The following is a 22,944-nucleotide window of genomic DNA, read 5'->3' on the forward strand; positions in this document are numbered from 1 at the left end:
CGCGGCGCGCGGGCCCGACGTCAGGCCTTGCGCAGCTCGATGGTGGCGTTGCCGGCGTCACCCACGGTCACCGCGACCGCCTCGTCGCTGGTCTCCCCCGCCTCGAACGATGTCGCCAGCGTCTCCCCGGCGATCAGCTCGGCGTGCGCATCGGCGGCTGCCTGCACCTGCTCGTCGCCACCGATCCGCAGCACGATCCGATCGCTGACCTCCAGGCCGGCGTCACGGCGTGCCTGCTGCACCGCGCGCACCAGGTCGCGCGCGACCCCTTCGGCCGCCAGCTCGGGGGTGACCAACGTGTCCAGGACGACGAACCCGCCCGCGGGAAGCACGCCGAGCGCGCTGTTGTCGTCCGTCGCCGCAGCGACGGTCTCGAGGGTGTACTCACCCTCCTGCAACGCCAGCCCGCCGGCCGTGACCGCACCGGTCTCGTCGACGCTCCAGTCCCCGGCCTTGGCTGCACGGATGGCAACCTGCACGTCCTTGCCCAGACGCGGCCCCGCCACCCGCGCGTTGACCGAGAGCCGCTGCGAGACGCCGTACGCCGCCCCCTCCGGGCTCGCCAGGTCGACCAGCCGCACGGACTTGACGTTGATCTCCTCGGCGATGATCGCCTCGAAGCCGCGCAGCGCCTCGGGGTCCTCGACGACGACGGTCAGCGACGCGAGCGGCAACCGGGTGCGCAGCTGCCGCGCCTTGCGCAGCGCGGACGCGGCCGAGCAGGCCGCTCGCACCTGGTCCATCGCCGACACCAACGCGTGGTCCGTCGGCAGCTCGTCGGCCTGCGGCCAGTCGGTCAGGTGCACCGACCGCTCGCCGGTCAGTCCGCGCCAGACCTCCTCGGTCACCAGCGGCAGCAGCGGTGCGGCCACGCGGCACGCGGTCTCGAGCACGGTGTAGAGCGTGTCGAACGCCTGGGTGTCCGCCTCACCGTCGACGGCCCAGAAGCGCTCACGGGAGCGACGGATGTACCAGTTCGTCAGCACGTCGAGGAACGTGCGCGTGGCGTCGCAGGCGTCGGCGATCGCGTAGGAGTCCAGCGCCCTGGTGGTCTCCTCCACGAAGTCGCGGCACTTCGCCAGCAGGTAGCGGTCGAGCGGGTCGGTGGAGTCGGTACGCCGCTGCGCCGTGTAACCCTCCGGACCGGCGGTGTTGGCGTAGAGCGCGAAGAAGTACCAGCTGTTCCACAGCGGCATCAGCACCTGCCGCACCGAGTCCCGGATGCCCTGCTCGGTGACGACGAGGTTGCCCCCGCGCAGGATCGGGCTCGCCATGAGGAACCACCGCATCGCGTCCGCCCCGTCGCGGTCGAAGACCTCGCGGACGTCGGGGTAGTTGCGCAGCGACTTCGACATCTTGTTGCCGTCGGAGCCGAGCACGATGCCGTGGCTGATGCAGTTCTGGAACGCGGGTCGGTCGAAGAGCGCCGTCGCCAGGATGTGCAGCGTGTAGAACCACCCGCGGGTCTGGCCGATGTACTCGACGATGAAGTCACCCGGGAAGTGCCCCTTGCGCTCCCCGGTGCCGTCGAACCAGTCGGCGTTCTCGAACGGGTAGTGCACCTGGGCGAAGCTCATCGACCCGGAGTCGAACCACACGTCGAGCACGTCGGCGACGCGACGCATCGTCGACCGCTCGCCCTCGGGGCGCGGGTCGTCGGGGTTGGGCCGGGTCAGCTCGTCGATGAACGGCCGGTGCAGGTCGGGCTCGCCGTCGGCGTTGCGCGGCAGCGTGCCGAAGTCGCGCTCGATCTCCGCGAAGCTGCCGTAGACGTCGATGCGCGGATAGGCCGGGTCGTCGGACTTCCACACCGGCACCGGGCTCCCCCAGAACCGGTTGCGGGTGATGGACCAGTCGCGGGCGTTCTCCAGCCACTTGCCGAACTGGCCGTCCCGGATGTGGTCGGGGACCCAGTTGATCTCCTGGTTGAGCTCGAGCATCCGCTGCTTGATCGCGGTGACCTCGACGAACCACGACGAGACACCCTTGTAGATCAGGGGCTCGCGGCAACGCCAGCAGTGCGGGTAGGAGTGGTCGTAGGTCTCGCGCCGCAGCAGGACGGTCCCGTCGGTCACGGACCCGGTCTCGCCCTCGCCCCGCGTCGCGGCCTTGAGGTGGTCGATGATCAGGAGGTTGGCGTCGAACACCTGCAGGCCGACGTAGTCGTCGACCGGTGCGGTGAACCGGCCGTCCTTGCCGACCGGCATGACGGCCTCGATGCCCTCGCGGTCGGTGACCTCCTTGTCGACCTCACCGAAGGCGCCGGCGGTGTGGACGATCCCCGAGCCGTCGGTCGTGGTCACGGCGTCATCGGCGGCGACGATGCGGAAGGCGCGCTCGTGACCGGCGAAGTAGGAGAACGGCGGGGTGTAGGTGCGTCCCACCAGCTCGGCGCCGGTGTAGCGACCGAGGACGACGGGCTCGTCCCCGAGCTCGCGGGCGTACGCCGCCAGCCGGGCCTCGGCGAGCACGTAGCGCGCGGTGCGCTCCGTGCCGGGCACCGGCGCCTCGACGACGACGTAGTCGATCTCCGAGCCGACCATCGCGGCGAGGTTGGACGGCAGCGTCCACGGCGTGGTGGTCCACACCAGCACGAGGGCACCGTCCAGGACCGGGTCGGTGCCGACGTCGTCGAGCCGGAAGCCGACGGTGACCGCGGGGTCCTGGCGGTTCTGGTAGACGTCGTCGTCCATGCGCAGCTCGTGGTTGGACAGCGGCGTCTCGTCGTTCCAGCAGTAGGGCAGGACCCGGAAGCCCTCGTAGATCAGCCCCTTGTCGAAGAGCTGCTTGAAGGCCCACATCACCGACTCCATGTAGTCGGGGTTCATGGTGCGGTAGTCGTTGTCGAAGTCGACCCAACGCGCCTGCCGGGTGACGTACTCGCGCCACTCGCCGGTGTACTTCATCACCGAGTCGCGACAGGCGGCGTTGAACTCCGCGATGCCCATCTCGACGATCTCGTCGGTGGTCTTGATGCCGTTGAGTCGCATCGCCTCGAGCTCGGCCGGCAGGCCGTGGGTGTCCCAGCCGAAGCGTCGCTCCACCCGGTTGCCGCGCATGGTCTGGAAGCGCGGCACGACGTCCTTGACGTAGCCGGTGAGCAGGTGACCGTAGTGCGGCAGGCCGTTGGCGAAGGGCGGGCCGTCGTAGAACACGAACTCCGCCGACCCGTCCGGGCCGGGGTCGCGCCGCTCGACGCTGGCGGCGAAGGTGCCGTCGGACTCCCAGTAGTCCAGCACCCGCTCCTCGATGGCCGGGAAGCGCGGGCTGGCGGGTACGCCCCCACGATCGCGGTGGGCGTCCTGCTCGTCGCGGTGGGTCGCCTTGGGGTAGGTCACGGTGCGGGGCTCCTGGCGGTGGGTGCGGTCTCCTCGGTGCTGCTGACGAGGACGAGACCTGCAGGTCCCGCGGTACCACCCCGCTTGCCCTGCCCGCGGGTCATGACCGGGGCAGAACCACTCGTTGCAGGCTGTGACGGGCCCACCCGTCCGGTTCTACTGAGCCCCTGGTGAATCAGCGTGCGAGACGGGGCCGTTCTTCCGGAGGCTCGCCGCTGATGACGGCTCGAACGCCTGTGGGGACATCGTACGACGCCGGTCCCCCACGCACGACCGCGGCCGGTCCACCTTCGCAGGTGGACCGGCCGCGGTGTGTTCGTCCCTGTCGCGACAGGGCGCGTGGATCAGTTCTCGTTGTCCTCGCCGAGCAGCGACTTCAAGCGCTTGGGCGCGTGGTCGCCGCCGGACGGCTCCAGCCCTGCACCCTCGCTCGAGCTCTCCAGCGCCTCGAGCTGCTGGGTGAAGTACGAGCGCAGGCGGCTGCGGTACTCGCGCTCGAAGGCCCGCAGGGTCTCGACCTCGCCGCTGAGCTTGTCGCGCTCCTTCTCCAGGTCGCCGAAGAGCTGCGCACGACGCTCGGCCGTCTCGGCGTCGAGCATCTGGGCACGCGTCCGCGCGTCGGACTCCAGGCGCTCGGCCTTCGCCTTGCTCTCCGACTCCAGCCGCTCGGCCTTGGTGCGGGCCTCGCCGACGATCTTGTCGGCCTCGTCCTTGGCGCCGTCGACGAGCTCGTCGGCGTTGCGGCCGGCGATCTCGAGCAGGCGCGCAGCGGCGCTGGAGGCGTCGGCGACGGTCTCCACGCGGATGGTCTCCACGCCACCGGACGCCACCGGCACGGGTGCCGGGGTCGGCGCCGGGGTGGGCTCGGGCGTGGGCTCCGGGGTCGGCTCGGGTGCCGCGACCGGCTCCGGCTTCGCCTCGGCGGGCGCTCCGCCGCTCTGCTGAGCCGCCGACAGCTTGGAGCGAAGGTCCTCGTTCTCCTTCGTCAGCCGCGCGAGCTCGGCCTCGACCTCATCGAGGAACTGGTCGACCTCGTTCATGTCGTAGCCCTCGCGGAGCCGCACAGGAGTGAAGCGCTTGTTACTCACGTCCTCAGGCGTCAACGGCATGACCACACCCTTGTCCTCGTCGTTGTCTCAATGGAGTCTCACTGGAACACAGCATCACTAGGGGTACAGCGCTCGCCGGCCGGCGAGCATGAGTACAGCGGGTCACGTTACTCCGAATGCAGCGTCGAGCGTGCATCGGGCACGTGCAGGGACACCGGCGCACCGACAGCCCCGCATGGCGCGGGGCCGGGTCACCCGAGACCCAAGAAGATGGCCTGGTTCACGCGCATCAACAAGATGACGACGATGAAGACCAGGATGAAGCTGACGTCGAGCGCGATGCTGCCGAGCCGCAGCGGCGGAATGACCTTGCGGATCGCCTTGATCGGCGGGTCGGTGATGGAGAAGACGACCTCCAGCACCACCAGGATCGGTCCGGTGGGCTGCCAGGAGCGGGCGAACACCTGGATCCAGTCCACGACGAGCCGGATGATGAGCAGGACCATGAACATCCAGAGGATGCCCTGGATGAATTGACCGACGGGATGCACGTTGGGGAATCAGCTCTGGTTGAAGAAGCCGCCCTCGGCGATCCGCTGCTTGTCCTCCGCGGCCACCGAGACGTTGGGGGGCGAGAGCAGGAACACCTTGCTCGTCACCCGCTCGATGGTGCCCCGGACCGCGAACACCAGGCCGGCGGCGAAGTCCACCAGGCGCTTGGCGTCGTTGTCGTCCATCTCGGACAGGTTCATGATCACCGGCACACCGGAGCGGAAGTTCTCCCCGATGGTGCGGGCCTCGTTGTAGGTACGGGGGTGCAGGGTCGTGATCCGGGACAGCTCTGCCACGTGGTTCACCTCGCTGGTCGGTCGACGACGCTCGTCGAGACGGGCGACCGGCGCGGGCCGCGGTTCGTCGTACCGCTCGTCGCGCACCTGGCCACGGTGGGGCTCACGCTGCTCCTCACGACGGTCCGTGTGGTCCTCGGCGTAGTCGTCGTAGCGCTCGGTGTCCTCGAGCAGGCCCAGGTAGACACCCATCTTGCGCATCGCGCCGCTCATGGCTTCTGACCTCCGGTACGTCGGCGCCCCCGCCCGGGGCGCGCTGTTGGGGACATTACTTGATCACGGGCCTCGGACCGAGAACCGCGCTGCCGACACGCACGTGTGTCGCGCCGGCGGCGACGGCCTGCTCCAGGTCACCGCTCATGCCGGCCGAGACCCACGTCGCACCGGGGTGGTCGCGGCGTACGGCCTCGGCCACCTCGGCGAGCCGGGTGAACGCCCCCGCGGGGTCCTCCCCCAGTGGCGCCACGCCCATCACCCCGCGCAGCCGCAGCGACTCCGCCCCGGCGATCGCGGCGGTCAGCGCCGGCACGTCATCGGGGTCGGCACCCGCGCGCCCCTGGGCACCGGGTGCGTCCAGGCTGACCTGGACGAGGACGTCGAGCGGGGCGTCGCGCTCGGCCGCGCCCGTGGCCAGGCGGGAGACCAGCTTGGTGCGGTCGACCGACTCCACGACGTCGGCCCACCGGGCGACCGCCGCGGTCTTGTTGGACTGCAGGCCACCGATGAAGTGCCAGCGCAGGTCGTCCGCGCCGCGCAGCTGGGCCACCGCGGGGCGCTTGTCGGCCGCCTCCTGGTGCTTGTTCTCGCCCACGTCGCGTACGCCGAGCTCGGCGAGCAGGGCGACGTCGGAGGCCGGGAAGTACTTCGTCACCACGGTGAGCCCGACCTCGGCGGGGTCGCGTCCGGCGCTCCGGCAGGCCTCGGCGATGCGGGCGCGCACGGCCCCGAGCCCCTCGGTGAGCTGGGCACGGCGTACGTCGGTGGGGGGCGTGGTCACGAGGCCTCCGTCTTCCTGCCGGCTGGACTGACGCGGGCGACGATGCCGGCCAGGCGTCCCGCGGCGGCGGCGTCGCGACGGTGGGAGTGCAGCGCGGGGTCCTCGCGGGTGCACCGGTCGACGAGCTCGACCTCCGCGACCCCGCCGGCTGCGAGCTGGGCGCGGACGCCGGCGACGATGTCGAGGGCCGGCGTACCCCAGGTGGTCTCGGCGTGCGCCTGCGGCACCAGCGCAGCGACCTCCTCGCGCATGGCCTGCGGCACCTCGTAGCAGCCCCCGCACACCGCCGGGCCGATCCACGCGCGCACGGACCGCGCGCCGAGGTCAGTCATCGTGGCCAGCGTCGCCGCCACCACGCCCTCGACCAGGCCTGCGCGGCCGGCGTGGGCGACCCCGACGACACCGGCGTCGGGATCGGCGAGGACGACGGGTACGCAGTCGGCCGACCGGACGACCAGCGCGATGCCGGGCTCGGCCGTCACCAACGCGTCGACACCGTCGACCAGACCGCCGGCGGGCAGCTCTGCGCGTCGGACGACGGCCACGTCGGCACCGTGGACCTGGCGCATCCGGACCGCGACCGCGCCCGGTGCCACCGCCTCCACCGCGGCAGGGAGATCCGCGCCGCGGGTGCCGGCGTCCTCGGCGACGTCGAGGGCGGCGTCGCTGAAGCCGACCGCGACGTCGCCCAGGTGCGCGAGGTGCGCCATCCCCCGCGGGCGGGGGGTCGCCGGGGTCACTTCAGGAAGTCGGGGATGTCGAGATCGTCGTCGTCGAACTGGACCGGACGCGGGCGCGGCGGGGTCGACTGCCCACCCGGCTGCGCCGGGCGTGCGGGCGCCTGGCCCTGCTGACCGGGCTGTCCCTGCTGCCCGCCCGGGCCCTGCTGACCGGGCTGGTTCGACTGCTGGCCCTGCTGCCCCTGGGGCGACTGCTGCTGGCCGGCGGGCTGCGCCGGGCGCGACTGCTGGGCGGGCGCCGGGTCGCGCTGCGGCGTAGTGGTCGGGCGCTCGGCGCCACCGCCGGCGCCCTGCCCCTCCGCCGTACGCCGCAGGGTCCCGCCCTCCTCGCGCTTCTTGGGGACACCGCCGTCGAAGCCGGCGGCGATCACGGTCACGCGCACCTCGTCGCCGAGGGCGTCGTCGATGGTCGCGCCGAAGATGATGTTGGCCTCGTCGTGCGCCGACTGGGCCACGAGCGCGGCCGCCTCGTTGATCTCGAAGAGGCCGAGGTCGGAGCCGCCCGCGATCGAGAGCAGGACGCCGTGCGCACCGTCGATCGAGGCCTCGAGCAGCGGGCTGGAGACGGCCATCTCGGCCGCCGCGACCGATCGGTCCTCACCGCGGGCGGAGCCGATGCCCATGAGGGCGGAGCCGGCGTTGGACATCACGGACTTCACGTCGGCGAAGTCGAGGTTGATCAGGCCCGGCGTCGTGATCAGGTCGGTGATGCCGGAGACACCCTGGAGCAGCACCTGGTCGGCCTGCTTGAAGGCGTCGAGGACGCTGACGTTGCGGTCGCTGATGGACAGCAGCCGGTCGTTGGGGATGACGATGAGGGTGTCGACCTCCTCGCGCAGGGCCGCGATGCCCTCCTCGGCGGAGTTGGCGCGCCGACGGCCCTCGAAGGCGAACGGCCGGGTCACGACGCCGATGGTCAGCGCGCCCAGCGAGCGCGCGATCCGCGCCACCACCGGCGCGCCACCGGTGCCGGTGCCGCCGCCCTCGCCCGCGGTCACGAAGACCATGTCGGCGCCCTTGATGACCTCTTCGATCTCGTCGGCGTGGTCCTCCGCTGCCTGCGCCCCCACGTCGGGGTTGGCGCCGGCGCCGAGGCCGCGCGTGAGCTCCCGACCGATGTCGAGCTTCACGTCGGCGTCGCTCATCAGGAGCGCTTGTGCGTCGGTGTTGATCGCGATGAACTCAACGCCCTTAAGACCGACTTCGATCATCCGGTTGACGGCGTTGACTCCACCACCACCGATACCCACGACCTTGATCACGGCCAGGTAGTTCTGCGGTGCTGCCACGGCGGGTTGCCTCTCGTCGATCGGGCCGTCCTGCCGGTGCGCAGGGCGGACGGGTGCTCGGGTCGTACAGGTGGGGAAGTCTCACCCTCAAGTAGAGGGTTATAGTTATGTCAACCTCGTGCTGGTGGAACACGCTAGGCGGCCCGCCGTACGGATTGGTGCCAACACGCCGCGCAGGCGGCAGTTTCACCGCCCGACTAACAAAACCGGGCGCCGAGGGCGGCAGTTTCGTACGACGAGCGGGCGTGTCGTTCGACGGGCGGTGAAACTGCCGCGGTCCTCAGGACCGGGTGGTGGGCTGGCCGGGGACGCTGACGTCGTACTCCCGGACGGGAGCGTCGCCGGTCTCCTGCTCGAGCAGGATCGCGAGGACGTCGCCCTTGTTGCCGGAGTCCTCCGCGCTCCCCCACACGACGCGCCGGCCGTCGCGCAGGACGACGGTGATGTCGTCGACCGTGCGGACGATGACGTGGTCGACGGCGCCGTCGAGGACGGGCGGGAGGTGGCGCAGGACGGCCGCGGCCTCCGCGAGCGCCTCGGTGCGGGTGCCGGCCGAGATCCGGACGACCGGGAGCCGCGGGGGCTGGCGGGCGAAGTCGCGGAAGAGCACGCCGGTCTCGTCCATGCCACGGAAGCGGTCCTCGACCACGACCACGGCTACGGCCTCGCGCTCGGTGACCTCGACGACGACCGCGTCGGGCCAGCCACGGCGCACGGTGGCGTCGGCTACCTCGACCAGCTCCTCCACGCGCGCCTCCGCGGCGGCGAGGTCCACCCGCGCGAGCGGCTCGCCGGCCGGCACAGCGGCGGCGGAGCGGACGGTGGCCGCGCTGAGCAGGTCGGTGCCCTCGACCTCGACCCGGTCGACGCCGAGCAGGCTGGAGAAGAGCACGCCCCAGACGGCGGCGCCGACGACCACCAGCACGCCGGCGGCGAGCACGAGCGGCCGCCACCGCAACCAGCGACGCGCCCGCTGCCGCTTGGCGAAGTCGATCGCCGCGGCGCTGCGCGGACGCGACCGGGGACCCGCCCTCACGACTCCAGCTCCCGTAGGAGCGCGAGGACCTCCGGCCCCAGCAGCGTGACGTCACCGGCGCCGAGGGTGAGCACCAGATCGCCCGGACGAGCGCGGTCGACGAGCAGCTGCGGCACCGCCGACCACGACGGCTCGAAGCGCACCCGCTCGCGCGGAAGGGGTACGGCGTCGGCCACCAGCGCCCCGGTGACGGCGGGGTCCGGGTCCTCGCGGGCGACGTAGACCTCCATCACCACGACCTCGTCCGCAGCGCCAAGCGCGGCGCCCATCGCCGTACCGAAGATCCGCGTGCGCGAGACCATGTGGGGCTGGAACGCCACGATCAGCCGGCCCTCGCCGGCCACCGACCGCGCGGCCTGGAGGTCACCGACGATCTCGTTGGGGTGGTGGGCATAGCTGTCGTAGACGCGGACGCCGGCGGCCTCGCCTTTGAGCTCCATCCGGCGCCGGGTGCCGGAGAAGGACTCCAGCCCGCGGCGCAGGTCGGCGAAGGCGAAGCCGAGCCGCAGTCCTGCAGCGAGCGCGGCGAGCGCGTCGAGGACGTAGTGGCGACCGGGGATCCGCAGCTCGACCTGGCCGAGGCGGCGTCCGGCGTCGACGACGGTGAACCGCGAGCGCGTGCCGGCGAAGGTCACATCGACCGCACGCAGCTCGGCCTCCTCGGACTCCCCCACAGTCACGACCCGCAGGCCACGCTCGCGTGCGGTCTGCGCCAACGCCGCGGCACCGGGGTCGTCGACGACGCAGACGACGTAGCCGGCCGGGTCGATGCGGTCGAGGAACTGCTCGAACGCCGCGTGGTAGGCCTCGGGCGTGCCGTAGTTGTCGAGGTGGTCGGCCTCGACGTTGGTCACGATCGCGGCGTACGGCCGGTAGACGAGGAAGGCGCCGTCGCTCTCGTCGGCCTCGGCGACGAACAGGTCGCCGGAACCCTGGTGGGCGTTGGAGCCGGACTCGTTGAGGTCGCCGCCGATGGCGAACGACGGGTCGGCACCGCAGTGCTGGAGCGCGACGGTGAGCAGCGAGGTGGTGGTGGTCTTGCCGTGGGTGCCGGCGACCGCGAGCACGCGCCGCCCCTGCATCACCGACTCCAACGCCGCCGAGCGCGGCAGCACGCGCAGCCCGCGGGAGTACGCCGCCTGCACCTCGGGGTTGTCCTCGCGCACGGCGGTCGAGACGACGAGGGTGTCGGCGTCGCCGACGTGGTCGGCATCGTGACCGACGTGGCAGCGCGCTCCGAGGGCCGAGAGCGCCTCGAGCGTCGGGGACGCCTTCGCGTCGCTGCCGCTCACGGGGATGCCGCGGGCGAGCATGATCCGGGCGATGCCCGACAGGCCGGCTCCACCGATGCCGACGAAGTGCACCCGGCCCAGCTGGTCGGCGCCGAGCAGCTCGTCGGGGACGGGGACGATCATCGCTTCTCCTCCTGTGCGCCGGCGGCCTGCTCGACGAGGACGGCGAGCTGCTCGTCGGCGTCGCGTCCGATGAGCGCCGACGCAGCCCGGCCCATCGTCGCAAGCGCCTCGGCATCCCCGAGCAGGGCCGGGACCCGTTCGGCCACCAGCGCCGGGGTCATCTCGGCGTCGGCGACGAGGACGCCACCGCCGGCATCGACGACGGGGCGGGCGTTGTGCTCCTGCTCACCGTTGCCGATGGGCAGCGGCACGAAGATCGCCGGCAGGCCCACCGCGGCGGCCTCGGTCACGCTGCTCGCGCCGGCCCGGCAGATCACCAGGTCGGCGGCGGCGTAGGCGAGGTCCATGCGCTCGACGAAGTCCACCACGACGTACGGCGGGGTCCCCACCGTCACCTCCACCCCACCCTGGGGGCCGGTGACGTGCAGGACCTGGACGCCGGCCTCGCGCAGGGCGGACGCGGCGCCGGAGACGGCTTGGTTGAGCCGTCGCGCGCCCTGCGAGCCGCCGGTGACCAGCAGCGTCGGCACATCGGGGTCGAGACCGAAGTGGCGGCGGGCCTCGGCCCGCATCGCCGGGCGGTCGAGGGTCGAGATCATCCGCCGGATCGGGAGCCCGACGTACTGCGCGCGCTTCAAGGGCGTGCCGGGGAAGCTCACCGCGACGGTGCGGGCGAACCGCGCGCCGACCCGGTTGGCCAGGCCCGGCACGGCGTTCTGCTCGTGCAGCACGATCGGCAGCCTGCGGCGGCGCGCTGCGAGGTAGACGGGGATGGAGACGTAGCCGCCGTAGCCCACGACGACGTCGGGTCCGACCCGGTCGAGGACGGCGCCGGCCTCCTTGACCGCCGCGCGCAGCCGGCCGGGGGTGCGCAGTAGCTCGCCTCCCAGGCGGCGCGGCAGCGGCACCGGCGGGATCAGCTCGAGGGGGTAGCCCGCCGCGGGCACGACGCGGGTCTCGAGTCCGCGCGCGGTCCCGACGCAGGTGATCTCCACCGACGGGTCACGGCGCACGAGGGCGTCGGCGGTCGCGAGCAGGGGCGAGGTGTGGCCGGCGGTACCGCCGCCGGCGAGGAGGACGCGCACGTGCTCAGCCTCCCACCCGGCTGCTGCGCACCGCCGGGGCGGACACCCCACGGCCTGGTCCGCGGCGACGCCGGTCCTTCAGCGCCGCGCGCGCGGCCGGCTCGGAGCGCGCGAAACCGATGAGGATGCCGAGTGCGACCAGCGTCGGCAGCAACGACGAGCCGCCGTAGGAGACCAGCGGCAGCGGGATGCCGATCACCGGCAGCAGCGCGAGCACCATGCCGATGTTGATCATCATCTGGGCCATCAGCCACACCACCACGCCGGCCGTCATGAACCGCACGAACGCGTCGTCCGTCGCCATCGCCAACCGGACACCGGCGTAGGCGATGGTGAGGAAGAGCACCAGCACGAGCAGGGTGCCGACCAGACCGAGCTCCTCGCCGAGCACGGCGAAGATGAAGTCGGTGTGGGCCTCCGGCAGCGAGCCCCACTTCTGCTGACTGCCGGAGATGCCCTTGCCGAAGATGCCGCCCGAGCTCATCGCGAACAGGCCGTGGGCCGACTGCCACCCGGCGCCCTCGAAGTCCTTGAACGGGTCGGCGAAGTTGAGCAGGCGGTTGCGCCGCTCGGGGCTGGTCGCTGCGAGGTACAGCGCAGCGGTGCCGGCCACCAACGCGGCGAGTGCGAAGAGCTTGCCCGGCGCGCCGACCACCCACAGCATCCCCAGGACGATGGCGAACAGCACCAGCGCCGTGCCGAGGTCGCCCTGCAGGACGACCAGCCCGGTCGCGAGCCCGAGCACGGGCACGACCGGCACGACGGCGTGCCGCCAGTCGGAGAGCAGGTGCTCCTTGCGGGCATAGACGCTGGCCGCCCACAACACCATCGAGAGCTTGGCGAACTCCGAGGGCTGGATGCGGAGGGGTCCGACGCCGATCCAGTTCCGGTTGCCGGCGACCTCGTAGCCCAGCGGCGAGAGCACGAGCGCCATCAGCACCAGCGCAATCAGAACCGCGGGCCAGGCCAGGAACCGCAGGAAGCGCCGCGGCAGCCGGGACGCCACGAACGCCGCGGGCAGGCCGATCGCGACCCAGGTCAGCTGGCGCAGGAAGATCGCGTAGGAGTTGTCGAAGGTCCGGTAGGACCGGACGCTCGAGGCGCTGAGCACCATCATCAGGCCGATGGTGAGCAGCAGCGCCGAGGCGCCCAGCAGCAGGTAGTACGGCGCGAGCGGCTGGTCGAGCGAGCGGCGCAGGGCGGCCAGGCGTCCTGCGGGACGCGGCGTCTCGCCCACTGCACTCACGCTGCCCGTCCTCGCTTCCTGTCGCTGACCGGCTGGCTGGGGCTAGCCGGTGCGGCGGCGTACCGCGGCGGCGAAGGCGTCTCCGCGCGCGGCATAGTCGGTGAACTGGTCGAAGGACGCGCACCCCGGGGCCAGCAGCACGGTGTCGCCGTCGCCGGCGATCCCTGCTGCGGCCTCGACCGCACGGTCCATGGGCTCAGTCTCCCCGTCACCCACCTCGATGACGGGCACATCGGGCGCGTGTCGCCCGAGCGCGGCCGCGATCACATGGCGGTCACGGCCGAGCAGCACCACCGCACGCATCCGGTCGCGCCGGGTGCGGACCAGCTCCTCGAAGTCGGCGCCCTTGGCCAGTCCCCCGGCGATCCAGACCACGGACTCGTACGCCGCCAGCGACGACGCCGCGGCGTGCGGGTTCGTCGCCTTCGAGTCGTCGACCCAGGTGACGCCTCCCTGGCGGGCGACCACCGCGATGCGGTGGGCGTCGGGACGCCAGCTGCGCAGCCCCTCGCGGACCGCAGCCGGCGCGACGCCGTGGGCACGCGCGAGCGCCGCGGCGGCCAGCGCGTTCGCCACGACGTGCGGAGCAGGCGGTGCTCCGGAGTCCGGGTCGGCCAGGTCGTCGAGGGTGCCGAGCTCGGCCGCGGTGTTGGCGCGGTCCTCGACGAACGCGCGGTCGGCGAGTACCTCGTCGACGAGTCCGACCATGCCCACCTGCGGCATGCCGAGCGTGAACCCGATGGCCCGCGCGCCCTCGACCACGTCGGCGTCGCGCACCAGCTGCTCGGTCACCGGGTCGGCGACGTTGTAGACGCACGCCCGCTGCACCTGGGAGTAGATGCGCCCCTTGTCGGCGACGTAGGCGGCCATGTCGGCGTACCAGTCCAGGTGGTCGTCGGCGACGTTGAGCACCGCCGCGGACTCTGCCGACATCGACGAGGTGTAGTGCAGCTGGAAGCTCGAGAGCTCCACCGCCAGCACGTCGTAGGGCTCGGGGTCCATGACCGCCTGCACGATGGGCAGACCGATGTTGCCGCAGGCGACCGCGCGCAGACCGGCCGCGCGCAGCATCGCCTCGAGCATCTGCACGGTGCTGGTCTTGCCGTTGGTGCCGGTGACGGCGATCCACGGCGCCGGTCGCTCGAGGTCGCGCAACCGCCAGGCGAGCTCGACCTCGCCCCAGATCGGGATGCCGCGGGCGCGAGCCTGGGCGAGCAGCGGTGCGGACGGGGACCACCCCGGCGACGTGACCAGCACGTCGACGTCGTCGGGGAGCTCGGCGGTGGCGCCGGGCGCCAGACGTACGTCGGCACCCAGCACCTCGAGCAGCGTGCCCTTCTCGGCGCGGTCGCCGGCGTCGGACTCGTCGAGCACCGTGACCTGCGCACCGACGTGCACGAGGTTGTCGGCGGCGGCGAAGCCGGAGACGCCGAAGCCGGCCACGACCGCCCGCACGGGCGACCAGTCGTCCGCGCGACCGAAGGCGTCGAGGTCGACCGAGCGGCTCATGCGCCCGACACCCACTCGGCGTAGAAGACGCCCAGCCCGGCGACGACGAACAGCCCGGCGATGATCCAGAACCGGATCACCACGGTGATCTCGGCCCAGCCCTTGAGCTCGAAGTGGTGGTGCAGCGGCGCCATGCGGAACAGCCGCTTGCCGCCGGAGGCCTTGAACCACCCGACCTGCAGCATGACCGAGAGTGTCTCGAGGACGAACAGCCCGCCGACCAGCACGAGCAGGAACTCGGTGCGGGTGAGGATCGCCAGCCCGGCGACCGCGCCGCCGAGGGCCAGCGAGCCGGTGTCACCCATGTAGATCTTCGCCGGTGAGGCGTTCCACCACAGGAAGCCGAAGCAGGCGCCGGTGATCGCCGCCGCCATCACCGCCAGGTCGAGCGGATCGCGGACCTCGTAGCAGGTGGGCCCGGTCTGGATGGCGCACGACTGGTTGTTCTGCCAGATGTTGATGATCGTGTAGGCGCCGAAGACCATCATCGCCGCGCCGGTCGCGAGCCCGTCGAGCCCGTCGGTGAGGTTCACGCCGTTGCTGGCGCCGGCGATGATCAGCAGGATCAGCACCACCGCGAGGAACCCGGGCAGCTCCCACCCGGGCAGGTCGCGGATGAACGACACGGCGTGCGAGGCGGGCGCCTGACCCCGGTCGTCCTCCAGCCAAGGGCTGAGCGCCAGGATGGCGAAGACGATGCCGACGCCCACCTGGCCGATCATCTTGGCGCCGCTGCGCAGCCCGAGGCTGCGCTGCTTGGTGATCTTGATGTAGTCGTCGAGGAAGCCGACCGTGCCGAGCCCGACGAAGAGGAAGATCAGCAGCAGGACCGACGCCGAGGGCGTGGTGCCGGTGATCAGCTTGGCCAGGAAGTACGCCGCCACCGAGGCGAGCATCACCACGAGCCCGCCCATGGTCGGGGTGCCGCGCTTCACCTGGTGGGTGGTCGGTCCGTCGTCGCGGATGAACTGGCCGTAGCCGCGCTTGACGAGCATGCCGATGGCGAGCCGCGTGCCGAGCAGGGTGAAGACCAGCGACAACCCGCCGGCGAGCAGGATCGCTCTCATCGGTTCTCCTCGGGGACGACGCACTCGGACGAGCGCGCCATGGCAGACAGGTGCGGTGCGGACTGGGGCGGTGCGGACAGGTGCTCGACGAGGCCGTCGGCGACCACCTCGAGCGCGGCTCCGCGCGACGCCTTCACCAGCACGACGTCGGGAGCCGCGACATTCTCCCGCATCCAGCTCAGGGCCTGCTCGCGGTCCCCGACCAGCACCGTCCGCTCGCGCCCGCCCGGCACGGCAGCAGCGCCCCGGCCGATGCCGGCGGCGACGTCGCCGACCACGACGAGACGCTCCACCCCGGACTCGATGGCGTGCCGGCCGAGTGCCTCGTGCGCCGCCTCCGACCCGCGTCCGAGCTCGCCCATCATCCCGAGCACCGCGACCGTACGCCGCCCCGTGCGCGCGCCGATGCCGACGAGGGTGGCGAGCGCCGCCCGCATGGACTCGGGGTTGGCGTTGTAGGCGTCGTTGAGGACGGCGACGCCGGCGACCTCGGTGAGCTCCATCCGCCACCGCGACGCCGCACCCGCCTGTGACAGCGCCGCGCCGATCGCCGGCAGCGGCATCCCGACGGCGCGGGCGAGGGTGGCCGCGGCGGCTGCGTTGACGGCCTGGTGGGCGCCCAGCGTGCGCAGCGCGACCGGAGTCACGGTCTCCCGGGCCTCGTCGCGCTCGACGAGCTCGAAGCGGGCGCGCCCGAGGTCGTCGGTCTCGACCGCCCGCAGCTGCAGGTCCGCGTCGGCGCCCGTGCCGAACCGGCGTACGGCGGCGCGGGTCCTGGTCGCCATCGCCGCCACGAGCGGGTCGTCGGCGTTGAGCACGGCGACGCCGTCGGCCGGCAGTGCCTCGACGAGCTCGCCCTTGGCACGGGCGATGTCGTTGCGGGTGCCGAACTCACCGAGGTGGGCGGTGCCGACGTTGAGCACCGCGGCGACCCGCGGGCGGGCGAAGGTGCACAGGTAGGCGAGGTGACCGATGCCGCGGGCACCCATCTCCAGCACGAGGTACGCCGTCTCGGCCTCCGCACGCAGGACGGTCAGGGGGACCCCGAGCTCGTTGTTGTGGTTGCCGACGGTGGCGACGGTGGGGCCGTGGGTCGCCAGCACCTGGGCGAGCAGGTCCTTCGTCGAGGTCTTGCCCTGGGACCCGGTCAGCGCCAGCACCGTGAGGCCGGGCAGCTTGTCGAGCAGGTGGCGCGCGAGTCGACCGAGCGCGGTCGGCACGTCGTCGACGACGACGGTGGGCACGCCCGTGGCCCGGGTGCCGAGCACGGCGGCTGCGCCGGCCTCCACGGCCTGGGCGGCGTAGCCGTGGCCGTCGACGCGCTCCCCCGCCATCGCCACGAAGAGACCACCGTCGGGGACGGCACGGCTGTCGAGGGAGGCCGCGCCGGTCACGCGGGCGTCGGGGTCGGCGTCGGCGAGCGATCCGTCGACGGCGGCGGCGACCTCGGCCAGGCTCAGCGGGATCACGCGGCACCTCCGTCGGTGGGTGCGGTCGGTCCGAGCACTGCGGCGATCTCCGCGCGCAGCACGTCGCGGTCGTCGAACGGCTCGACCACGCCCGCGATCTCCTGGCCGGTCTCGTGTCCCTTGCCGGCGACGAGCACGGTGTCGCCGGGCGCAGCGAGCCGGACCGCCTCGGCGATCGCTGCCCGGCGGCCCGCGACGTCGAGCACGCGTGCGCGGCCGTGCCGGGCGCCGTCGAGCAGCGCGGCCCGGATGGCGGCCGGGTCCTCCGTGCGCGGGTTGTCGTCGGTGACGACCAGGACGTCGGCGAGCTCCGCGGCGATCTGCGCCATCACGGGACGCTTCCCGGCGTCCCGGTCGCCACCTGCACCCAGCACGATGATGAGTCGGCCGCTCGTGACCGGACGCAACGCGTCGAGCACGGCCTGGACGGCATCGGGCTTGTGGGCGTAGTCGACGATCGCCGTCCACGGCTGGCCGGCGTCGACCCGCTCCAACCGACCCGGGACCCCGGGGCTGCGCGCCAGACCGGCGACGACGAGACCCGGCTCGAGCCCGGCCTCGGCCGCGCTGGCCAGCGCCAGCAGGGCGTTGGCGACGTTGAAGTCACCGGCCAGCGGCACGCGGACCTCCCACGACCCGGACGGTCCCGTCGCGGTGAACGTCGATGCGTCGGAGCCCAGACGCAGGTCGTGGGCCCGCCAGTCCGCGTCGGCGCCGGACGCCGACATCGTCACGGTCGGCACCAGCGCGCGCTCGGCGAGCACGCGGCCGTGGGCGTCGTCGATGCTGACGACGGCCCGCCGGGACCGCTCGGGGGTGAACAGCGTCGCCTTGGCCTCGAAGTAGTCCTCGACGCCTGCGTGGAAGTCGAGGTGGTCGCGGCCCAGGTTGGTGAAGCCGGCGACGTCGAAGACGACCCCGTCGACCCGGCCCATCACCAGCGCGTGGCTGGAGACCTCCATCGCGCACGTCTCCACCTGCGCCTCGCGCATGACGGCGAACAGCGCGTGCAGGTCCGGCGCCTCGGGCGTCGTCAGCGCGCTGGCCACCTCGCGTCCGGCCACCCGGGTGCCGACGGTGCCGACGACCGCGGCCGGGCTGCCCGCCGCCTGCAGCGCGCTCTCCAGCAGCCGCGTCGTGGTCGTCTTGCCCTGGGTGCCGGTGATCCCGATCAGCCGCAGCGCGCGCGCCGGGTCGCCGTACACCGCCGCCGCGACGGCTCCCAGCACCCGACGCGGCTCGTCGACGACGACGACCGGCACTCCCGAGACGCCGCCCTCACTCAGCGCGCGCCCACCGGCAGGGTCGGTGAGGACCGCCACCGCGCCGCCCGCGACGGCCTCCGCGGCGAAGGTCGCGCCGTGCACGCGGGCGCCGGGCAGGGCGGCGTACAGGTCACCGGGCTGCACCCGCCCGCTCGCCAGGCTGATCCCGGTGACGTCCACCGCGGGCACCTCGGAGGTCGGTACGCCGGCCGTGGCCAGCACGGCGGGCAGGGAACGAGCGACAGGGGTGCGGGGACGGGGCGCAGTCATCGCAGAGCACCCTAGGCCGTCGCCGCGAGGCACCGGCGGATCACCACTCCGGTCACCACGCGCGTCACCACTCGAGCGGAAGCCGGCTCGGCCGGGCGCCCGTGGGCGGGACGGCGTACTTGCGCAGCAGGAAGCTGGTGATCTGGCGGAACGCCGGGCCACCGACCGACCCGCCACCGCCACCGTTCGAGGGGTCCTGGACGACGACGTAGACGACGAAGCGCGGATCGTCGGCCGGTGCGAAGCCGGCGAACGACACCGTGAACCCGCGGTAGCAGGCACACTCGGCGTCGACCCGCTGCGCCGTACCGGTCTTGCCGGCCACGCGGTAGCCCTCGATGGCGGCCTGCGGCGCGGTGCCGCCCTCGGCGCGGGTGACCGTCTCCATCATCTCTGCGGTCGCGCGCGCCGCCTCCTCGCTGATGACGCGGGTGCTGCGGGCGTTGTCGGTGCCGACGTGGTTGCCGTTCTCGTCGACCGCGCTCCCCCGGATCACGCTGGGGCTGATGTAGACGCCGTCGTTGGCGATCGTGTTGACCGCGGCGGCCATCTGCAAGACGTTGACCGACACGCCCTGGCCGAAGGAGATCGTGTCGTGGTTGATCGGGCGCCAGCGCTCGGCCTTCGGGAGCAGGCCGCGAGCCTCACCACCGACGCCCACGCCGGTGCGGGAGCCGAGGCCGAAGCGGGCCAGGTAGTCGCGCAGCTCCGCGCTGCTGAGCTCGTCGGCGGCGAGCACCGTGCCGATGTTGGAGGACTTCGCGAGGACGCCGGCGAACGTCAGCCGCAGCCGGTCGTGCTGCCAGTAGTCGTTGATGACGCGGTCGGCGCGCGGCAGCTCGCCGGGCACCGTGATCTTGGTCTGCGGGGTGACCTTGCCCGCGTCGAGGAGTGCGGCGGCGGTGAGCACCTTCTGCACCGACCCCGGCTCGTAGACGTCGCTCAGCGCGCGTGAACCGAGGTCGGCCTCGGGGCTCAGCAGCGGGGCGTTGGCGTCGAAGGTCGGGTGGTCGGCGAGGGCGAGCACCTGGCCGGTGCGGACGTCGAGCGCGACGGCGGCGCCCGACTCGCCGCCGGACTGCTCGACGGTCTGGCGCAGGACGCGCTGGACGTACCACTGCACATCGCTGTCGATGGTCAGCTCGAGGTCCTTGCCGTCGCGCGGCTGCTCGATGCTGTTGTCGCCCAGCGGCAGGCGCGCTCCGCCGGAGCCGACCTCGTACGTCGCCTTGCCGTCGACGCCGTCGAGGTGGGTGTCGAAGGCGAGCTCGAGGCCACCCATCGCCTGGCCCTCGGCCCCGGTGAAGCCCAGCAGGTTGGCCGCCACGTCCTTGGCCGGGTAGGTCCGCACGGGGTCGCGACGGGTGCTCAGACCCTTGTAGCCGGCCTCGGCGACCTCCTCCACCACACGCTCGGCGATGGCGGCGGGGACACGGCGGGCGATGTACTGGAAGCGCGTGTCCTCGCGCTGCAGACGGCCCAGCACCTCGAAGTAGTCGACGTCGAGGGAGGAGGCGACCATCCGGGCGATCGTGGGCGCGTGCGGCTTGGTCTCCAGCGGGTCGGCGACCACCATCAGCCCGTCGACCGACTCGGCCAACGGCGCACCGTTGCGGTCGAGGATCGCGCCGCGCCGCGCAGGCAGGATCTCCGTCTCCAGCCCGCGCTCACGCGACATCGAGGCGTAGGAGCCCGGGTCGATGCCCTGGAGCTGGAACAGGCGCGCGCCGAAGAACGACATCACCACGGCGACGAGCACGATGCCGATGCGCAGCCGGACCACGGAGACCCGTCGGTGCCGGCGGACCAGCTCCTCCCTCACTGGTCAGCGCCTCGCCGGCCTGCCCGCGGGCGGACGGGATCGGGCGCCGTGCGGGCCGGGACGCGGACGACGACCGGCTCGGGGTCGAGGAAGCGGGGCTTGCTCACGTCGCGCTCCTGGATGGCCATGCGGTCCTCGGCTCGGGCGGGGACCGGATTGCCGAGCACCGTACCGTCATCGAGGCGCAGGAACGCGGGAGCCGCGGCCGGGACCATGCCGAGTTTCTGCGCACGTTCGGCGACGCGCTGCGGGTTGCGCAGCAGCTGCAGCTCGCGCTCGAGCGCCTGTCGCTCGGCTGTCACCTTCATCGCCTGCGTCTCCAGCGCGGCCGCCGTGAAGCTGGCCTGCTGCAGGGAGGTGTTGAACATCAAGAGCCCGGCGACGCCGAGGACCAGCAGCGTCACCACGAGAGACACGAACGGGACCCGCGGCGTCGGGCGGCGCAGCCGGGGGACGACGCTGAGCCGGGCCTGCTCGAACGCCGACCCGGCGATGCGAGGGACGCGTACCCGTGCGGTGGGTGACGTGGTGCTCATGCTGCTGCTCCCCTCGGTCGGCGTACGCGCTCGGCGGCGCGCACCCGGACGGACCGTGCGCGTGGGTTGTCGGCGACCTCGGTCTCCGAGGCCTGCTCGGAGCCGCGCGTGACCAGCCGCAGCTCGGGTTGGTACTCCTCCGGCACGACCGGCATGTCGGGCGGAGCGTCGACGCGGGTACGACGGGCGAAGGCCTGCTTGGTGAGCCGGTCCTCGAGGGAGTGGTAGGACATGACGACCACGCGGCCGCCGAGCCCGACGGCGTCGATCGCGGCCGGCAGTGCCCGCTCCAGCACCTGGAGCTCGTCGTTGACCTCGATGCGCAGCGCCTGGAAGGTGCGCTTGGCGGGGTGGCCGCCGGTGCGCCGGGTCGCGGCGGGGATCGCGTCGCGGACCAGCTCGACGAGCCGGGCCGAGCGGGTGAAGGGCTCCTTCTCCCGGGCGGCCACGATGCGCGACACAATGCGGGAGGCGAACCGCTCCTCGCCGTACGCCCGCAGGATCCGCACGAGGTCCTCGGGGGCGTAGGTGTTGAGGACCTCCGCGGCGGTGATGCCGTCCCGGCCGTTCATCCGCATGTCGAGCGGCGCGTCCTCGGCGTAGGCGAAGCCGCGCTCGCGGACGTCGAGCTGCATCGAGGAGACGCCGAGGTCGAACAGCACGCCGTCGACGTGGGGGATGCCGAGGTCCGCGAGCACCTCGGGGATCTGGTCGTAGACCGCGTGCACCAGGGAGATCCGGTCGGCGTACGGCGCGAGCCGGGTGCGGGCCAGGTCCAGGGCGTCGGGGTCGCGGTCGATGCCGACCAGGTGCACGCCGGGGATGCGGGACAAGACGGCCTCGCTGTGGCCGCCCAGGCCGAGGGTGGCGTCGACGAGGACGGCGCCGGGGCGCTCCAACGGCGGGGTGAGCAGCGCGACGATGCGCTCGAGCAGGACGGGGACGTGGACCGGCCCGCCCATCAGGAGCGTCCTACTCCCACGCCGTGCGCAGAGCTGCGCATGAGTGCTGCGTTCATCGACCCGACCCCAGTGCCTCGTTGACGTGTGCTGCTCGTGTCCTGCTCGGAATCGCCTGACCAGGTCCCCGCCCGCTCACTCTTGGGAAGCGTCCTCTGCCGCCGGGGAAGGTGCGTCAGATGACGAGAGGAGCGGGCGCGAGCCTCGTCCTGCGAGTCCGTCTGTTCAGTTGGTGCTGGTCCTGCCGGTGGTGCTGGTGGTGCTGGTGCTGCTCGCGGATCAGATGACGCCGGGGAAGACCTCTTCGGAGAGGTCCGCGAAGGCCTGCTCCTGCTCGTTGCTGTAGCTCTGCCAGGAGTCGGCGTCCCAGATCTCGACGCGGTTCATCGCGCCGATCACGACGCACTCGCGACTGAGCGAGGCGTACTCCCGCAGCATCGGCGGGATCGTGATGCGGCCCTGCTTGTCGGGCTTCTCGTCGGACGCGCCGGCGAAGAACATCCGGACGTAGTCCCGGGCGCCCCGGTTGGTCACCGGCGCCTCCCGCAGCCGCTCGGTGAGCTTGCCGAACTCCTCCATCGACCACACGTAGAGGCAGCGCTCCTGCCCTCGTGTGACCACCAGACCCTCCGTCAGCTCGTCGCGGAACTTCGCCGGGAGGAACAGCCGGCCCTTGTCATCGAGCCGCGGGGTGTAGGTGCCGAAGAACATCTGCACCTCCCGGGTCCGAGGACGCGCCATGTCCTCCACTACGCACCACCATACTCCACTTCGCTCCACCGTCAACCATTTTCGGCAGCAAAGTTCCGCGGACTTCCGCGCTGACCTGCGCGTTCGTCCGTACGCCGGCCCGCCCGTGCCGACGGTGTGGCAGCACCGCGTCGGCGTTCGTGCGGCACCCGGGGGGTGCGGCGGGGAGCGAAGTGGTGCAGAAGGTGGGGGAAGGTGGGGAATCCGGCGGGCCGGACCGGCCGCGGCGCTTGCTGCCATGCGGTTGACTAGGC

The 22,944-nt window shown here is 72.5% G+C and carries 19 protein-coding genes; all 19 read right to left on the reverse strand.

Going from position 1 to position 22,944, the window contains the following annotated elements; genetic code table 11:
- Positions 1 to 20: 20 nt before the first annotated feature.
- Positions 21 to 3,338, reverse strand: coding sequence for an isoleucine--tRNA ligase (gene ileS / locus J2S59_RS16545; RefSeq protein WP_306825302.1), 3,318 nt, complete (start codon positions 3,336 to 3,338; stop codon positions 21 to 23).
- Positions 3,339 to 3,682: 344 nt separating this feature from the next.
- The gene (locus J2S59_RS16550; protein ID WP_068116321.1) at positions 3,683 to 4,447 is read right to left on the reverse strand and encodes a DivIVA domain-containing protein; all 765 of its coding nucleotides are present in this window, start codon (positions 4,445 to 4,447) and stop codon (positions 3,683 to 3,685) included.
- Positions 4,448 to 4,638: 191 nt separating this feature from the next.
- Positions 4,639 to 4,938, reverse strand: a complete 300-nt coding sequence (locus J2S59_RS16555; RefSeq protein ID WP_306825303.1) for a YggT family protein — start codon at positions 4,936 to 4,938, stop codon at positions 4,639 to 4,641.
- Positions 4,939 to 4,947: 9 nt separating this feature from the next.
- Positions 4,948 to 5,448, reverse strand: a complete 501-nt coding sequence (locus J2S59_RS16560) for a cell division protein SepF (protein WP_068119410.1) — start codon at positions 5,446 to 5,448, stop codon at positions 4,948 to 4,950.
- A 55-nt stretch (positions 5,449 to 5,503) separates the two neighbouring features.
- Complete coding sequence (locus J2S59_RS16565) at positions 5,504 to 6,232, reverse strand: YggS family pyridoxal phosphate-dependent enzyme (protein ID WP_068119407.1); 729 nt, start codon at positions 6,230 to 6,232, stop codon at positions 5,504 to 5,506.
- Entirely contained in the window at positions 6,229 to 6,972 is a 744-nt protein-coding gene (locus J2S59_RS16570) for a purine nucleoside phosphorylase YfiH/LACC1 family protein (RefSeq protein ID WP_246360202.1), read from the reverse strand. Before J2S59_RS16570 ends, J2S59_RS16565 begins: the two co-directional genes overlap by 4 nt.
- On the reverse strand, positions 6,969 to 8,261 hold the full coding sequence (gene ftsZ / locus J2S59_RS16575; RefSeq protein ID WP_068119404.1) for a cell division protein FtsZ: 1,293 nt from the start codon (positions 8,259 to 8,261) through the stop codon (positions 6,969 to 6,971). The genes J2S59_RS16570 and ftsZ overlap by 4 nt, the downstream gene beginning before the upstream one ends.
- Positions 8,262 to 8,541: 280 nt before the next feature.
- Positions 8,542 to 9,297 carry a cell division protein FtsQ/DivIB gene (locus J2S59_RS16580; protein WP_068119401.1) on the reverse strand — a complete coding sequence of 252 codons (756 nt, stop codon included), beginning with the start codon at positions 9,295 to 9,297 and terminating at the stop codon, positions 8,542 to 8,544.
- Positions 9,294 to 10,712, reverse strand: a complete 1,419-nt coding sequence (gene murC, locus J2S59_RS16585) for a UDP-N-acetylmuramate--L-alanine ligase (protein WP_068119399.1) — start codon at positions 10,710 to 10,712, stop codon at positions 9,294 to 9,296. Before murC ends, J2S59_RS16580 begins: the two co-directional genes overlap by 4 nt.
- Entirely contained in the window at positions 10,709 to 11,797 is a 1,089-nt protein-coding gene (murG, locus tag J2S59_RS16590) for an undecaprenyldiphospho-muramoylpentapeptide beta-N-acetylglucosaminyltransferase (protein ID WP_306825304.1), read from the reverse strand. Before murG ends, murC begins: the two co-directional genes overlap by 4 nt.
- 4 nt (positions 11,798 to 11,801) lie before the next feature.
- Positions 11,802 to 13,043, reverse strand: coding sequence for a putative lipid II flippase FtsW (gene ftsW, locus J2S59_RS16595; protein ID WP_246360378.1), 1,242 nt, complete (start codon positions 13,041 to 13,043; stop codon positions 11,802 to 11,804).
- Between the two features lie 42 nt (positions 13,044 to 13,085).
- Positions 13,086 to 14,552: a UDP-N-acetylmuramoyl-L-alanine--D-glutamate ligase gene (gene murD / locus J2S59_RS16600; protein WP_068121628.1), complete on the reverse strand. Its 1,467-nt coding sequence runs from the start codon at positions 14,550 to 14,552 to the stop codon at positions 13,086 to 13,088.
- The gene (gene mraY / locus J2S59_RS16605; protein WP_068121621.1) at positions 14,549 to 15,619 is read right to left on the reverse strand and encodes a phospho-N-acetylmuramoyl-pentapeptide-transferase; all 1,071 of its coding nucleotides are present in this window, start codon (positions 15,617 to 15,619) and stop codon (positions 14,549 to 14,551) included. Before mraY ends, murD begins: the two co-directional genes overlap by 4 nt.
- Positions 15,616 to 17,088 carry a UDP-N-acetylmuramoyl-tripeptide--D-alanyl-D-alanine ligase gene (locus J2S59_RS16610; protein ID WP_306825305.1) on the reverse strand — a complete coding sequence of 491 codons (1,473 nt, stop codon included), beginning with the start codon at positions 17,086 to 17,088 and terminating at the stop codon, positions 15,616 to 15,618. Before J2S59_RS16610 ends, mraY begins: the two co-directional genes overlap by 4 nt.
- Positions 17,085 to 18,623 carry a UDP-N-acetylmuramoyl-L-alanyl-D-glutamate--2,6-diaminopimelate ligase gene (locus J2S59_RS16615; protein WP_306825306.1) on the reverse strand — a complete coding sequence of 513 codons (1,539 nt, stop codon included), beginning with the start codon at positions 18,621 to 18,623 and terminating at the stop codon, positions 17,085 to 17,087. Before J2S59_RS16615 ends, J2S59_RS16610 begins: the two co-directional genes overlap by 4 nt.
- Positions 18,624 to 18,687: 64 nt before the next feature.
- Positions 18,688 to 20,445 carry a peptidoglycan D,D-transpeptidase FtsI family protein gene (locus J2S59_RS16620; RefSeq protein ID WP_246360363.1) on the reverse strand — a complete coding sequence of 586 codons (1,758 nt, stop codon included), beginning with the start codon at positions 20,443 to 20,445 and terminating at the stop codon, positions 18,688 to 18,690.
- A complete protein-coding gene (gene ftsL / locus J2S59_RS16625) occupies positions 20,442 to 20,981 on the reverse strand; it encodes a cell division protein FtsL (protein WP_068121412.1) in 540 nt (179 codons plus the stop codon). Before ftsL ends, J2S59_RS16620 begins: the two co-directional genes overlap by 4 nt.
- Complete coding sequence (gene rsmH / locus J2S59_RS16630; protein ID WP_306825307.1) at positions 20,978 to 21,943, reverse strand: 16S rRNA (cytosine(1402)-N(4))-methyltransferase RsmH; 966 nt, start codon at positions 21,941 to 21,943, stop codon at positions 20,978 to 20,980. Before rsmH ends, ftsL begins: the two co-directional genes overlap by 4 nt.
- Before the next feature lie 276 nt (positions 21,944 to 22,219).
- On the reverse strand, positions 22,220 to 22,651 hold the full coding sequence (gene mraZ, locus J2S59_RS16635) for a division/cell wall cluster transcriptional repressor MraZ (protein WP_068116326.1): 432 nt from the start codon (positions 22,649 to 22,651) through the stop codon (positions 22,220 to 22,222).
- Positions 22,652 to 22,944: the final 293 nt, after the last annotated feature.

Source organism: Nocardioides massiliensis, assembly GCF_030811215.1.
Classification (GTDB): domain Bacteria; phylum Actinomycetota; class Actinomycetes; order Propionibacteriales; family Nocardioidaceae; genus Nocardioides_A; species Nocardioides_A massiliensis.

Bases quoted from the DNA above. Each gene is read 5' to 3' on its own strand.
- J2S59_RS16550 (WP_068116321.1), bottom strand. From the start codon at position 4,447: ATGCCGTTGACGCCTGAGGACGTGAGTAACAAGCGCTTCACTCCTGTG.
- J2S59_RS16560 (WP_068119410.1), bottom strand. From the start codon at position 5,448: ATGAGCGGCGCGATGCGCAAGATGGGTGTCTACCTGGGCCTGCTCGAG.
- murC (WP_068119399.1), bottom strand. From the start codon at position 10,712: ATGATCGTCCCCGTCCCCGACGAGCTGCTCGGCGCCGACCAGCTGGGC.
- murD (WP_068121628.1), bottom strand. From the start codon at position 14,552: ATGAGCCGCTCGGTCGACCTCGACGCCTTCGGTCGCGCGGACGACTGG.
- mraY (WP_068121621.1), bottom strand. From the start codon at position 15,619: ATGAGAGCGATCCTGCTCGCCGGCGGGTTGTCGCTGGTCTTCACCCTG.
- J2S59_RS16615 (WP_306825306.1), bottom strand. From the start codon at position 18,623: ATGACTGCGCCCCGTCCCCGCACCCCTGTCGCTCGTTCCCTGCCCGCC.
- ftsL (WP_068121412.1), bottom strand. From the start codon at position 20,981: ATGAGCACCACGTCACCCACCGCACGGGTACGCGTCCCTCGCATCGCC.
- rsmH (WP_306825307.1), bottom strand. From the start codon at position 21,943: ATGGGCGGGCCGGTCCACGTCCCCGTCCTGCTCGAGCGCATCGTCGCG.
- mraZ (WP_068116326.1), bottom strand. From the start codon at position 22,651: ATGTTCTTCGGCACCTACACCCCGCGGCTCGATGACAAGGGCCGGCTG.